The organism is Emticicia sp. C21, assembly GCF_003418935.1.
Taxonomy (GTDB): domain Bacteria; phylum Bacteroidota; class Bacteroidia; order Cytophagales; family Spirosomataceae; genus Emticicia.
On record NZ_QVMT01000017.1, the window covers coordinates 21,844 to 34,970 of the forward strand.

At 37.9% G+C, this 13,127-nt stretch carries 14 protein-coding genes; 5 read left to right on the forward strand and 9 right to left on the reverse strand.

All coding sequences use genetic code 11. From position 1 onward, the window contains the following. Positions 1 to 36 precede the first annotated feature (36 nt). Positions 37 to 546: a phosphoheptose isomerase gene (locus D0T08_RS25165; RefSeq protein ID WP_116985521.1), complete on the forward strand. Its 510-nt coding sequence runs from the start codon at positions 37 to 39 to the stop codon at positions 544 to 546. 79 nt (positions 547 to 625) lie between these two features. Here the strand turns inward: D0T08_RS25165 and D0T08_RS25170 are convergent, their stop codons facing one another. Beyond that, positions 626 to 1,816, reverse strand: coding sequence for a class I SAM-dependent rRNA methyltransferase (locus tag D0T08_RS25170; RefSeq protein ID WP_116985522.1), 1,191 nt, complete (start codon positions 1,814 to 1,816; stop codon positions 626 to 628). Between the two features lie 145 nt (positions 1,817 to 1,961). Between D0T08_RS25170 and D0T08_RS25175 the strand changes: the two genes are divergently transcribed. Beyond that, a complete protein-coding gene (locus tag D0T08_RS25175) occupies positions 1,962 to 2,945 on the forward strand; it encodes a sugar phosphate isomerase/epimerase (RefSeq protein ID WP_116985523.1) in 984 nt (327 codons plus the stop codon). A gap of 67 nt (positions 2,946 to 3,012) precedes the next feature. Here the strand turns inward: D0T08_RS25175 and D0T08_RS25180 are convergent, their stop codons facing one another. The 3 genes from D0T08_RS25180 to D0T08_RS27680 form a co-directional block, all read right to left on the reverse strand. Further along, complete coding sequence (locus tag D0T08_RS25180; protein ID WP_116985524.1) at positions 3,013 to 3,828, reverse strand: purine-nucleoside phosphorylase; 816 nt, start codon at positions 3,826 to 3,828, stop codon at positions 3,013 to 3,015. A gap of 100 nt (positions 3,829 to 3,928) precedes the next feature. Continuing rightward, a complete protein-coding gene (rpmB, locus tag D0T08_RS25185; RefSeq protein WP_116985525.1) occupies positions 3,929 to 4,168 on the reverse strand; it encodes a 50S ribosomal protein L28 in 240 nt (79 codons plus the stop codon). 89 nt (positions 4,169 to 4,257) lie between these two features. Continuing rightward, entirely contained in the window at positions 4,258 to 4,428 is a 171-nt protein-coding gene (locus D0T08_RS27680) for a DUF5522 domain-containing protein (protein WP_310586306.1), read from the reverse strand. Positions 4,429 to 4,488: 60 nt separating this feature from the next. Here D0T08_RS27680 and D0T08_RS25190 point away from each other — a divergent pair, with 60 nt between their 5' ends. Beyond that, positions 4,489 to 4,932: a GNAT family N-acetyltransferase gene (locus D0T08_RS25190; protein WP_116985526.1), complete on the forward strand. Its 444-nt coding sequence runs from the start codon at positions 4,489 to 4,491 to the stop codon at positions 4,930 to 4,932. On the opposite strand, the gene D0T08_RS25195 is transcribed toward D0T08_RS25190, so the two are convergent. Further along, entirely contained in the window at positions 4,924 to 5,427 is a 504-nt protein-coding gene (locus tag D0T08_RS25195; protein ID WP_116985527.1) for a hypothetical protein, read from the reverse strand. The genes D0T08_RS25190 and D0T08_RS25195 overlap by 9 nt on opposite strands. Before the next feature lie 33 nt (positions 5,428 to 5,460). Next, entirely contained in the window at positions 5,461 to 6,036 is a 576-nt protein-coding gene (locus tag D0T08_RS25200; RefSeq protein ID WP_158561344.1) for an RNA polymerase sigma factor, read from the reverse strand. A gap of 137 nt (positions 6,037 to 6,173) precedes the next feature. Here D0T08_RS25200 and D0T08_RS25205 point away from each other — a divergent pair, with 137 nt between their 5' ends. Continuing rightward, a complete protein-coding gene (locus tag D0T08_RS25205) occupies positions 6,174 to 6,518 on the forward strand; it encodes a DUF6249 domain-containing protein (RefSeq protein ID WP_116985529.1) in 345 nt (114 codons plus the stop codon). Positions 6,519 to 6,537: 19 nt separating this feature from the next. Here the strand turns inward: D0T08_RS25205 and D0T08_RS25210 are convergent, their stop codons facing one another. Further along, the gene (locus D0T08_RS25210; protein WP_158561345.1) at positions 6,538 to 7,557 is read right to left on the reverse strand and encodes a YCF48-related protein; all 1,020 of its coding nucleotides are present in this window, start codon (positions 7,555 to 7,557) and stop codon (positions 6,538 to 6,540) included. 46 nt (positions 7,558 to 7,603) lie between these two features. Here D0T08_RS25210 and D0T08_RS25215 point away from each other — a divergent pair, with 46 nt between their 5' ends. Further along, the gene (locus D0T08_RS25215) at positions 7,604 to 8,956 is read left to right on the forward strand and encodes a BatD family protein (protein ID WP_158561346.1); all 1,353 of its coding nucleotides are present in this window, start codon (positions 7,604 to 7,606) and stop codon (positions 8,954 to 8,956) included. A gap of 2 nt (positions 8,957 to 8,958) precedes the next feature. Here the strand turns inward: D0T08_RS25215 and D0T08_RS25220 are convergent, their stop codons facing one another. Both D0T08_RS25220 and D0T08_RS27840 read right to left on the reverse strand, forming a co-directional pair. After that, the gene (locus D0T08_RS25220; RefSeq protein WP_116985532.1) at positions 8,959 to 10,611 is read right to left on the reverse strand and encodes an amidase; all 1,653 of its coding nucleotides are present in this window, start codon (positions 10,609 to 10,611) and stop codon (positions 8,959 to 8,961) included. 154 nt (positions 10,612 to 10,765) lie between these two features. Continuing rightward, entirely contained in the window at positions 10,766 to 13,090 is a 2,325-nt protein-coding gene (locus D0T08_RS27840) for a ChbG/HpnK family deacetylase (protein WP_199538219.1), read from the reverse strand. Positions 13,091 to 13,127 lie beyond the last annotated feature (37 nt).

Sequence of the window (13,127 nt, forward strand, 5' to 3'; positions counted from 1 at the left end):
CTAATTCTTAAATATATCCATTAATCTTTTTATCTCATGAATTTTTCGGCAAACATAGAAAAAAACGTTGTTTTTAAAGAGGTAGAAAAAGTAATTACCGATTTAGGATTCACTATTGCCAATCAGGATCAGAGCCGTCCATGGGGTGGTTTCTTTGTCCTGGATGAATCTCAGGCATCAAAATTTATCGAAACATATTTTCCTCATTTATCTATTAATGATTTTGGAGTCGGACAAAAGCTAAGCCCGAAAATCCTGGTCGTTGCGCCTAATAAGCGTCTATCCTGGCAATATCATTTCCGTAGAGCCGAAATCTGGAAAGTGGTTGGCGGCATTGCAGGAGTAGTTACCAGCGAGACAGATGAAGAAAATGAATTGCAAACTTTAGCTTTGGGAACCATAATTAACCTGAAACAAGGTGAAAGACATCGTTTGATTGGCCTGGACCAATGGGGAATTATTGCCGAAATATGGCAACATACAGATCCTGAAAACCCATCGAACGAAGATGATATAGTACGTGTACAAGACGATTTCGGTCGTTAATATGTGTACAACGATTTTTAAATCGTTGAAGAAAACGTTTGCTTTGAAGAATGTTTATAAGCAAGCGTTTTCTTAAAATCTATTCTACATACAATACCAGTCCTTTCAGATAGTGCCCTTCCGGATGGAAAAGGTTTACCGGGTGGTCAGCTCCCTGGTTCAGATGATGTAACACTCTTACCTGTCTGCCTACTTCCAATGCCGCCGAAACAATAGTGTTATAGAAAAGTTCTCTGTCTACTACCTGTGAGCAGGAGAATGTAACCAGAATCCCACCTTTGGCCAAGCGTTTAATGCCCTCCATATTCAATCTTTTATAACCCTGCACAGCCTGATGACGTTTGGCGATACTTTTGGCATAAGCTGGCGGGTCAAGCACGATTAAATCATAAATCTGGTCGTTTTGTTTCAGGAAGCCCATAACATCTTCAGCATAGGCTTTATGATTATCAACTTCACCAAAATTGGCCGCTACATTCTGATTTACCAGTTCAATAGCTTTTTTGGAGACATCAACTGAGTGTACCAAAGCGGCACCTGCCTTTAAAGCATAAATTGAAAAGCCACCTGAATAACAAAAAGCATTTAATACTTTTTTATCTTTGGCATATTTAGCCAATAAGGCTCTATTATCTCGCTGGTCAAGGAAGAAACCTGTTTTCTGCCCCGTTTCCCAATCAATCAGGAATTTATTCGCGTTTTCCAGAACTGGGTGTGGTAAAATATGACTAATGTCTCCTTTAGAAAAAAGATAAGTATTGGTTACTGACTTAGAGAATTCATCTGGCAAAGTTTCAGCACTTTTATCATAAATAGCCACCAAAGCATTTTCATAAACTCTTTTGAGCGCATTGACAATTTTTTCTTTTTCACGCCACATGCCTATCGTATGTGCCTGAAAAACGATGACATTCTGATAATAATCTAAAATTAATCCCGAAAATCCATCTCCTTCGCCATGTGTCAAACGGTAACAAGTGGTGTTATCACCTAGTTGAATAAGCTGTCTGACTTCAAAGGCTGTTTTTAGCTTTTTATACCAGAAATCTTCATCGACCGTAACCTGCTCGTACGAGAAAATTTTTATGGTTATGCTTCCCTTATAAAAATGACCTGTGGCCAGATAATTTCCTTTTTTATCACAGACCTCTACTATATCTCCATCGTTTGGTTGACCCTCTGTTCTGGCAATGGCTCCCGAAAACACCCACGGATGTAGCCGCTTAACTACCTGTTCTTTGCCTGCCTGTAAAAATACTTTTGCGTACATATCTACTGTTTAATTCTCTTTCGTTATACAAAATAAGAAAATATCGTGCGCAAAGAAAACGTTTTTACGATTTTATATTTACATTTACTTTCCTATAAATTACAGTAGACTTTGTTTCTAACCCCTTAACATCATTAAAAGCACTATGAAGCTAAACCGTCGAAATTTTCTACGTAACACGGGCCTGTTGGCAGCTACTCCTTTGTTAGCTAATCAATTGTGGTCATGCACTCCCTCATCAAAAACAGAAGAAAAAAGCGCCGATTCAACCGCTACCTCCTCAATGGTGGCCGACCCCTCAGTAAAAGATTTTGGTATTCAACTCTGGACAGTGAAAGAAGACCTTGCTAAAGACCCTAAAGGGGTTCTGAAAGCATTGGCAAGCTATGGATACAAACAAATTGAGAGTTTCCAGGGTGATAAAGGTGTTTTCTGGGGAATGACCGCCAAAGAATTTAAGATATTAATGGATGATATTGGTAGTAATCTGATAAGCACACACTGTAGTCAGGATTATACCATGAAAAAGGAGAAAGAGGATGAGTTTAAAAAATTAGTGGATGATGCGGCCAGTATTGGCATGAAGTATCTAATTAACCCATACTTAGGTGATTTAACAAAAGAAGACGAATGGAAAAAAGCTGCTGAAGGCCTGAACCGTCAAGGAGAAATTGCTGCTAAGGCTGGCTTACGTATGGCTTATCACAATCATAATTTTGAGTTCAAGAAATTTGCAAATGGTACAATGCCAGAAACTATCCTATTAGATGGAACCGACCCTAAGCTGGTAGATTTTGAAGCTGATTTATATTGGGTAGTTGCCGCAGGAGAGAATCCGGAAGAATGGTTGACTAAATACAAAAATCGTTTCCGTCTGGTACACGTAAAAGATATGCTGAATGATGCAAAAGTTGCTGAAATCACGGAGAAGGAAAAAGTGAAAGACCCGCTTTTCTCGTTCTCAACTACTATAGGCCAGGGCAAGATTGATTTCCCTAGATTATTGAATGTAGCTAAACAAAACGGTGTGGATTATTTCATTGTTGAACAGGAACGTTTTGATGGAACAACCCCACTAAAAGCAGCAGAAGCGAATGCGGGTTATATGAAGAATTTAGTTTTTGCTTAAAATAGAGTTTACTATCCAATGAAACAGGGCAGACTTCCTTCTGCCCTGTTTCATTGGATAGTAAGTATTAAAGGTTACCAATCAGTTCTTTCATGATAAAAGTCATGGTAGGCTCTGCCTTATGAGCGGCCTCAAGAATTCTGCTTAACTCTGCCTTTTTTAGTAATTCAGGAATACCCATGTCTGTAATTACCGAAATACCAAATACAGGAATTTCCATCTGTCTGGCTACGATTACCTCCGGAACTGTGCTCATTCCTACGGCATCTGCGCCAAGCATTCTCAGTAACCTGTATTCTGCTTTGGTTTCAAGACTTGGGCCTGCAACACTTACATATACACCTTTATGAATACCTTCTAAACCATTTTGAGTGGCAATTAGTAAGGCTTTTTCTACCGTTTCTATCTCATATGGTTCGCTCATATCCGGGAAACGGTCTCCCATGATATTCTCCCCTATCAATGGATTCTCGGGTAAGAATAAAGAGATATGGTCTTCGATAATCATCAAATCGCTCTCTTTATAAGTAGGGTTTAAACCACCTGCTGCATTGGAAACAAAGAGTCTTTCAATGCCCAGCATTTTCATTACCCGCACAGGGAAAGTAACCTGTTGCATAGAATATCCTTCGTAATAGTGGAATCTTCCCTGCATACAAACTATTTTTTTGCCATTAAGCGTACCAAATAATAATTTTCCTTTATGAAATTCAACTGTGGCAATAGGAAAATGTGGTATATCGCTATAATTGAGAGTAAAAGCAACTTCTATTTCATCGGTTAGTTTTCCTAAACCTGTCCCTAAAATGATTCCGAATTGCGGTCTGAAATCACCTATCTGAGATTGTATATAAGCGGTAGATTCTTCAAATAATTTAAGCATAAATACAGAAAAAAATTGTTTAGGTAAACAAGGTACGAAATAAACTAAAAAAGCACGACTCTCCGAGCCATGCTTTTTTATCTACGAACGAGAATATATCTTACAACGCCAATGTACCTTTGCGAGCCGCATCAACTAAAGTAGCTTCTAAGCCTTTTTTGTTGATAGTACGAAGGGCTGAAGTCGAAACTTTCAATGAAACCCATACACCTTCTGATTCTAAGAAGAACTTCTTAGTTTTAAGATTCGGGAAAAACTTACGCTTTGTTTTATTGTTAGCGTGCGATACATTGTTACCGACTTGCGTTCTTTTACCAGTGATTTGACAAACCTTTGCCATTGCCTTATAAATATTTTCTATGTAAAAAAGATAATTCCTTAAACGGGAGTGCAAAAGTCGTAATTTTTTCGGAAATAAAAAAGTATGTTTCACTTTTTTTTGAATCCATACGGACAATGCCGGCAGCTATTTTTACAGCAATACCCCCTTTTTTTGTGATATATTTCTGTGAAAACCATTAATCCTCTCTCAAAATAATAGTCTTCTTCTGTTAAAGGTGGTAACAATGGCTCAGTCTTTTTATTTTTTCCGTTTGCCAATTTTGATATAATCTTTTGTTCTATTAACTTTTGTTTTCAATTAAACGTTTCCTGAAACCAATGAATCTGACTATCCGCTTAGCAACTATTGACGATGTTCCTATCATTTTAAGCATTTATGCAGCAGCCTTAGACAATAATAAGGTGCTTTCAACCGAAGAGGCCCAAAAGATTTTTATCCAACAAAGTAAATATCCTGATTATCATGTTTTTTTAGCCGAGATGGATAATGAAGCAGTAGGCACCTTTGCGCTTTTAGTAATGGAAAATATGGCTCATATGGGTACCCCATCAGCGGTGGTGGAAGATGTAGGGGTGCTACCTAATCTTCAGGGAAAAGGCATCGGAAAAAAAATGATGGAATATGCCCTGCAATATGCCAAAGAAAAAGGTTGCTATAAGATGAGTCTTTCCAGCAACCTTCGTCGTGAGCAAGCTCACCAATTTTATGAATCTTTAGGCTTCAAAAAACATGGTTTCAGTTTTCTGATGGAATTAGCCTAGTCTCATGCTACGCTGTTTGAAATATGGGCGAAGTACTTTTCTATCAAATAGTGCCAGTAGTACCATTAGATTTAACAGAATGGCAATCTGGGTGAAATAACTTCTTATAAAGTCATTGAAAACTTCAACAACCTGATTTGGTTGCTCTATCGTTGTTTCAGAAGATGGCAGATAGAATATAGCAACCAAAATCGTCGTAATCAATACCCCTATCATCGTTCCAAAGAAACCATACATAAATTTTGCACTCCATTTCTTCTTCTTTGCAATTACAAAAACTGGTTTTTCAGATGGAAGTGCTGCTAATATATTGGCAGTAAAATCAGCTGATGTTTTCTCTAATGGCATATCTGCCAAATCAAAATGTATCGCTGCCAGTTCATTAAAATATTGCTGGTAGACTACCGAACCAGCCAATAGATGTGTATGCTTCTGCAGAATTTCTGCATCGGCACAGCCATCAAGAATGTCGAATATCTGTTCGTCTGTTAGCATAATTCTTTCATTATTTATCCTTTCTACACCTATCTATATTAAGCTTCTTACTTCTTCTTTCCAATGTTTTTTCATTTCTTCTGCCAGGCGTTTTCTTGCCCTATGAATTTTTACTTTAGCAGTATCGGCACTGATTTGTGTAATAGCTGCTATTTCTTCTAAAGATTGCTCTTGCAAATAGAATAAGGTTATTAATAAAACATCATCAGCCTGTAATTGTTGCATGGCCCGCCTGATAGCCTGCTGACGTTCGTTTTTTCTTATATCTTCGCTCGAATCACTCAGGTTGCTTACCAATGACGCTTGAGGGGATTCTGATATATCTTCTGTAAATATACGGTTTTTCCGTTTCTGCATCAAAGCCGCATTAAAAACTATCCGGTAAAACCAGGTAGTAAATTTTGCTTCAAAATTAAAAGAGTGAACGTTCTTAAATACCTGTAAAAACGCATCCTGTGCTATTTCCTCGGCATCTTCCCTACTATTTAAGATACGATAGGCTACTGTAAACGCATATTCTTTATGGCGATTGATTAACTCTTTATAAGCTAACCGATCACCTGCCTGAATGCGTTTCAATAGGGTAATATCTTTTTGTTCGTCGTTCACTGTATCATTGGATGCAGTTTTTTGAAAAACGTTACACCTTAGAAGAAAAAATATTTTTTTTAATCAGCCTGTAACCTCCCGCTAAAGGCCTGCATCCTATCGCTAAAATATTGTTTCACTATTAAAATAAATAAATTATGCCTCCAGCAGTAGCTATAGTTGTTCCGGTAACTGCAATCGTATGTATTGTAGGTCTATTGGCTCTTTTAAGAAAATTTGATAATGACGAACGAATGGCCATGATTGAAAAAGGCCTGACACCCCCGCAAAAAGATAGCATGAGAGTAAACCCAGCATCCGCTTTGCGTTGGGGTTGTTTATTTATGGGTGTGGGTTTGGGTATATTTATAGCAAATATATTTCAAAGTGCATCAGACAAGGATTCGGAGGCATTGTATCCGGCATCGATTTTATTCTTTGGTGGTTTAGGCCTTCTTTTTTCTTATTATATACAATTAAAATTAGATGAAAGACATAAATAGTTCGTCCATCCAGAACTGTCTATTTTTTCCATTTTGCTAAATTACCCTTAGCCCCAATAGTCCAACAGTCATTTTTATAACATGAGATTGCATGGAAAGCTTCGGTATCGACAGCTTTCCATTTTTTACCCATATCTGCAGAAAGACCTGTACCTGAAGTCCCTACTACCAATAAACTTTTGTCAGATAATACCCAGCTTGATTCTTTCAAACCATCAGGTTTGGCCTGGGCCGCCAAAGCCCATGTTTTTCCTCCATCGTGAGTAATAGCAACATTATCAGATACTATTTTATCATCTTTATAATCGCCTCCGGTAGCAATTCCGTCTTTATCTGTATAAAAGTGTAAGCCAAAAATACCTGAGGTTTCCCCTTGTTTAAAAGGAGTTTCGGCTACCTGCCAGGTTTCGCCTTTATCGGTTGTATAGAAAACCCTGCTTTGGGTGTTAATCCATGCCAGTTTTTTGCTCCGTGTATTTACGCAAGTACCGCTGGAAGCAAAAGAAGCTTCTTTAGGTTTAATAGCCGGGAGTTTTTCTTTTGGTATCCTCTGCCAGTTTTCTCCGTCTAAAGTTCTTAAAATATAAGGCTTCTCATCAATAGGATCTCCTATCAGAATACCCTCCTTATCGTTCCAGAAATCGAAAGAGTCGAAGAATGCTCCTTTTTCTGTGGTTTGATAAATTATTTTCCATGATTTACCTCCATCCGTGGTTTTATAGATTCTGGCGGCTCCTTTATCTGCATCACCCGCGCTCATAGCATAAACTACTTCAGCACTTGCACCATGTATATCTCTGAAATCTAAAGCTTCTGCTCCCTCTACTTTTAAAACCTGCCATTGTTGTCCACCGTCAGTTGTTTTTAACACTGTTCCTTTGGTACCTCCAGCCCAGACAATCTTACTATTCACTGCACTGATAGAGCGAAAAGAAGCATCAGTACCGGAATTTTGCTTAATCCATTGGGCTTTTGCGGTGGTAATAGATAAAATTAAAAGAAGAGATAAGCGTTTTTTCTTAAAAATAAAGGTAATCATATCAATCATTAAGAATAGTGTCTATTTTTGTACGATGAACCAACGAATGTACATATTTCTTTCTACTCTTTTCTTTTTTGCTATCAGCTTTTTTGCTTCTGCGCAAGAAGATGTAAGAATAGAGTTCGGGAAAAAGAACCTGTTGATTGATGAAAATTTAGTGATAACTGTGGTGATTACGGGTAGTGATAAATCTACTGTTAGTACTTTCCCTGAAATACAAGGATTCACCAAAGCGGATAGAAAAATTACCCATGCTAAAGGTCAAACTCATAACATAACTCAATATTATACTCCTACTAAAGAAGGTACTTTTAGAATTGTTTCTTTTGAATTGACTGTAAACGGAAAGGCCTATGAATCTGAATTGACTACCATTGTAGTTACATCTCCCAAAGAAGACGATGAAGAAGACGGTACTGAAGCAATCAGCTTAGAAAACATTAAGGAGAATGCCTTTTTGGCAATGAATGTTGATAAAGGCAGTGTTTATGTTGGCGAGGGATTCAGAGTAACACTAGCATTTTACATTGCTGAAACAAATACCATGCAAATGGGTTTTGCAGATGATTTGAATGCACAGGTAGATGCTATTGCTAAGAAAATCAAATCTCCGGATTGCCTGGAAGAGCGAATAAATATTACGAATATAGTTGAAGAACACCGGACTATTAATGGTAAACGATTCTTAGCTTATAAATTTTTTGAAGCACTCTATTTTCCATTGAATGGTCAGCCTGTAAAAATCCCTTCGGTGGAGTTAAGAATGGATCAGAGTAAGAAAAACGGGGGTGAAAAAGAATCAATTAGCTTTACTAATAAACCTTATACTGTTAAAGTATTGACTCTGCCAGATCACCCGTTGAAAGACAAGGTAGTAGCAGGCAATTTTAGTTTAGTAGAGCAGATTGAAACCAGAAAGATTAATACTGGTAAGAGTTTTAACTATAGTTTCAAGATAGTTGGGCAAGGGAACTTCTCAACTATCAACGTTTCGTCTCCTGTTAATGATAGTTTTTTTGATTTTTATCCACCGGAAGTAAGAGAGGTACATAATAATGACTTAACCGTTCGGGAGAAAGAGTTTCGTTACCGTGTTGTGCCTAAAGATTCTGGACAACAAGCTTTGGATAAGTATTTTTATTGGGTGTATTTCAATACCAAAAGTAAGACCTATGATACGCTTAAATCGAAACTGAAGATAAAGATTCTGGGCAAGGCAATTGCAGATAAAGAGTCTGATACTTCAGAAGATATATTTGCAGGTATTGATAAATTAGATACTTCGGTGATTCAGACGAATTATCAGGAGGTTGTTAAAAATATTTCAAATCTCCTGATAATCTGTATGATTATGGGTTGCATTTACTTATTCACCTGGAAACGAAGAGCGAAATAGGCTTATAATACAGGGTGTTTTTTATGGAAATCGGTTGCGTCCTGATAAGCCTTAGCAACTTGTAATAACTTAGCTTCTCCAAACAATTTTCCCATAAAAGTGATACTTGTTGGGCGCCCCTCCATTCTGAATCCATTGGGTAATACCACACAAGGGTGACCAGTTAGATTGGTTAATGTCAGGTTCCTACCAAAAGATGGAGATAGATATACATCAATACCTTTTAAACGGCGTTCCATTTCCTGAATCAATAAAGTGCGATGGCGATTCGCCTGAATATACTCTACCGCAGGAATAAATCGGGCAGAGCGAAAGGCATTCGGCCAGGCATTTTTATTCTGACGAACCATCAAATCATCTTTACCCGAACGTGTCAGTTCATCAAAAGCAGCTGCGGCTTCTACCCCAAGTAAGAAACTAATGTCATTTGAGGGTAAATTTGGCAACTCCATCGGAATCAATTCTGCGCCTAGTTTCTGCAAAACTATTAAACTCAATGAATCTTGTGCTTTTGTTGGATATTTACGTTCAAAGTCACTTTTCAGGTAGGCAATTTTGATACCTTTTAAATTTTTATTTGTGCCGTCATAATTGAATGGTGCTTGCATACAAGTAAAGTCTTGCCCGTCTACTCCCTGAATGCTATTAAATACAATGGCACAATCTTCTACAGTCCGGCAAATTGGCCCCAATTTATCCATACTCCAGCTTAAGGTCATGGCTCCAGTCCGGGGAATTCTACCAAAGGTTGGTCGTAAGCCTGTAGTACCACACTCTGTTGAAGGTGAAACAATTGAACCTAATGTTTCACTACCAATGGCAAAGGGCAACATTCCGGCCGCAACAGATGAAGCTGACCCTGCTGATGAGCCGCTTGAACCACGGTTTAAATCCCAGGGATTAAGGGTTTTTCCACCAAACCAAACATCGCCCATGGCTAATTCTCCTAATGTCAATTTAGCACAAAGCACAGCTCCGGCTTTTTCCAATCTTTGAACTACTATGGCATCCTGGTCAATTATCTGGTCTTTATAAGGCCCTGAACCCCAGGTTGTTTTATAACCTTTTACGGCCAATAAATCTTTTGCTCCATAAGGAATGCCATGTAGAAGTCCTCTGTATTTTCCTATTTTTATTTCATTATCGGCTTGTGTAGCTTGTTTCAAAGCTAAATCTTCTGTAATGGTGATAGCATAGTGCAATTTCCCATCATACTTTTTTAGCCTTTCAATAAAAAACCGAGTGAGTTCAACACAGGAAATCTTCTTAGTACGAATCAACTCAGCTAATTCTCTTACAGAATAATAAGCCAAATCATCCCGATTTGCGGGTAGGTTTACCACTCCGATTTGAGAGGCTTTAAAAGGTAAATAAGTTTTTTCAAATTCAAAACCCACCGGCAACGGATTAAAGTATAGGGCCGGAGTAACACTATTATTTAAGGGTATTTTTCTGATACTTTCAAAATCTTTACGATTGTCATTCAAATCATTAATCATCGAATCGGCTTCGGCATCAGTGAAATCTAAACCAAGAATCTTTTCAGCCTGGTTTATTACTTCAACTGTTATAGGAGGGCTATCGACTATTTTTGTGATAAATGCTCCCAGACCTAATGATATAATGCAGGCAACGGGTAGTAAGAGTTTTTTCATGATTAGAGTAATAGTATTGTTGAGTAAGTTTTGAGGTAACAATATAGATAATATTTGAGATAATCTTTATCTGGATTTAAATTAAATACCCTTAAAAAGATTGAGACAGGGCATCGCCCTGTCTCTACCTGTAATACATTAAAAAAAATAAGAATTACTGTTTCATCGCCTTAATAACATCTTTATAACTTACCAATTGAATACCTTTTTGCTCAATGGCTTCTTTTACTTTCTCGCTGGTAAAGATATTTGTTACATCCTGACGACCTTTGGCTACATCTTCGTAACCAATATGGTAGATAGCTCTAAGTTCATCATTATCAAGACCAGGATGCTCTACATAAACATACGTTTTGCCTTCTTCAAGTTTATCTAACATAGTAATAAAACCTTGAATACGTTCGTCAGTAGTTTTATTTCTGAAATCGAATCCGGTATAACTAATACCTGAATCTGTATCAATCATAGCCAGTTTATATTCCTTAGCTACCCTTTTGGTCATTTCTTTTACTTCAGGTGTAAAGGCTGTACTGCCCATGTGGCCTGAGATATGGCTTAATCTTGGAATATATTTTAAAGCCATCTCTATCTGCGCTCTTAATTCTTTTTCTAAGTCCGCCAATTTCCAGGCGTTATCAATCACCGCCTGTTGCGGATAATTGTTGTTATGAAAAAGCATCGGATAAAAGTAGCCATCTTTGTTTCTTAAACTTGGGGCATCAGTCAATGGTTGCCATTTGATATTATCCCATTCGGCAGTTATGGCAAAATGAAGACCTACATCTACCTTTTTGTTTTGTTCTAATAATTTTACTGCCTCCGGAAACCATGGCGATGGTACAATTACCTCAATGGAAGTTTCGATACCTTCTTTATAACATTTTATCAGGGCATCATTACCTGAATGAGAAAAGCCCATGTCGTCACCTCTGACAATTAATTTAGGTGGATTAGCTAAACTTTTTCTTAGTACCCCGTTTTTACTTGACTTACTGAAAATATTGGCAAATTCAATGTTAACCTTATCTCCATCAAAGGCCAATTTAATGGTTTCTGTATGAGGGCTTTCAATGTATCTGAGTGTCAATTCTAAATTGTTATCGTCTTTCCAGGTATAGCTTCCTGCTACTTTAAATGTAGGTAAATTACTTCTATTAGCTTTTGCCCTGGTTACCAGATACGGGCCAAACTTAGTCGTTTCGCTGTATTCCCATTTGCCCGAACCGAATGGAATACGATGGGCAATAGAATCAGTTTTTAAGCTTAAATAACAGATATTGTTTTTGAATTCAAGACCTATATTTTCGAGTGTTCTATCTTTAGCTATTACGCCAAAAGTTCTACCTGAAATCTTAGTTTCCATAGAGGAAGTAGCACTTTTTTGAGGAATCGCCAAGGCTAACTGGCTTACTCTCTCTTTCAGACTCGCTAACGCTTTTGGGTTTGCAGGTAGTTTTTTAGGTTTGAAAGCCGGAAGAATATATTTCCAAACCAGATTTATTTCTGATTGCATATCTGGTGCTTCAGCAGTTAAAAGTACAACGGCATCCTGGTCTGGCATAACAATAATAAACTGCCCATTGGCACCATCACCTCTGTAGGCATTGTTGCGGCAACGCCACATCTGGTAGCAATAACCCTGCAGCCAATCGCTTGAATCTTTTTTGGCTTGTGAGGCATTTGGGTCTTGCATGATTTTCATGGTTGAAGCTTCTTCTACCCATGAAGCAGGTAAAATCTGTTTGCCTTTCCACAGGCCTTTTTGCAGGAACAACTGGCCAAATTTTGCCATATCTTCGGTTTTTACTCTCAATCCCCAGCCGCCTGTATTAATTCCTTGAGGGCTAACTTCCCAATCTATACCTTCAATGCCTAGTGGGTCAAATAATCTTGGTTTTAGGTAATCTACTATCTTTTCTCCAGTTACTTTCTGCACAATGGCTGAAAGCATATAGGTTGCTACTGAGTTGTATAAGAATTTTGTTCCTGGTGCATTTACAATTGGCGTACCTAAAAAAGTTTTTACCCAGTTATCGCTTACTGCCACCGGCCCTGTCGGGTCGGGTACTTGTCCGGCACTCATGCTTAATAAATCTTTTACTTTGAGTTCAGCTAGATTAGGACTAACCTTGGCTGGTAAATCATCAGGAAAGAAAGAAATAACTTTATCATTAACAGTAAGTTTTTTCTCAGCTACTGCAAAACCCACTGCTGTGGCAGTAAAACTTTTACTACACGAATACATCGTATGTTTTAAATCAGCCCGGTAAGGATTCCACCAACCCTCTGAAACTACCTTACCATGACGAACAATCATAAAACTATGAAACTCATGCTTACTTTTGGATGCAGCTTCTAAAAACTGATTGATGCCCTCACTTGAAACTCCTTCGGCTTCTGGAGTGCTTCGCGGAAGAGAGGTATTTTTCTGGGCAAATGCATAAACACTAAGAAAAAGGAAAAAGAGAATTTTCTTCATGAGTATCGGTTGAATAGGTTAATGAGAATAGAAAAAC

Bases quoted from the DNA above. Each gene is read 5' to 3' on its own strand.
- D0T08_RS25165 (WP_116985521.1), top strand. From the start codon at position 37: ATGAATTTTTCGGCAAACATAGAAAAAAACGTTGTTTTTAAAGAGGTA.
- D0T08_RS25170 (WP_116985522.1), bottom strand. From the start codon at position 1,816: ATGTACGCAAAAGTATTTTTACAGGCAGGCAAAGAACAGGTAGTTAAG.
- D0T08_RS25175 (WP_116985523.1), top strand. From the start codon at position 1,962: ATGAAGCTAAACCGTCGAAATTTTCTACGTAACACGGGCCTGTTGGCA.
- D0T08_RS25180 (WP_116985524.1), bottom strand. From the start codon at position 3,828: ATGCTTAAATTATTTGAAGAATCTACCGCTTATATACAATCTCAGATA.
- rpmB (WP_116985525.1), bottom strand. From the start codon at position 4,168: ATGGCAAAGGTTTGTCAAATCACTGGTAAAAGAACGCAAGTCGGTAAC.
- D0T08_RS25190 (WP_116985526.1), top strand. From the start codon at position 4,489: ATGAATCTGACTATCCGCTTAGCAACTATTGACGATGTTCCTATCATT.
- D0T08_RS25195 (WP_116985527.1), bottom strand. From the start codon at position 5,427: ATGCTAACAGACGAACAGATATTCGACATTCTTGATGGCTGTGCCGAT.
- D0T08_RS25205 (WP_116985529.1), top strand. From the start codon at position 6,174: ATGCCTCCAGCAGTAGCTATAGTTGTTCCGGTAACTGCAATCGTATGT.
- D0T08_RS25210 (WP_158561345.1), bottom strand. From the start codon at position 7,557: ATGATTACCTTTATTTTTAAGAAAAAACGCTTATCTCTTCTTTTAATT.
- D0T08_RS25215 (WP_158561346.1), top strand. From the start codon at position 7,604: ATGTACATATTTCTTTCTACTCTTTTCTTTTTTGCTATCAGCTTTTTT.
- D0T08_RS25220 (WP_116985532.1), bottom strand. From the start codon at position 10,611: ATGAAAAAACTCTTACTACCCGTTGCCTGCATTATATCATTAGGTCTG.
- D0T08_RS27840 (WP_199538219.1), bottom strand. From the start codon at position 13,090: ATGAAGAAAATTCTCTTTTTCCTTTTTCTTAGTGTTTATGCATTTGCC.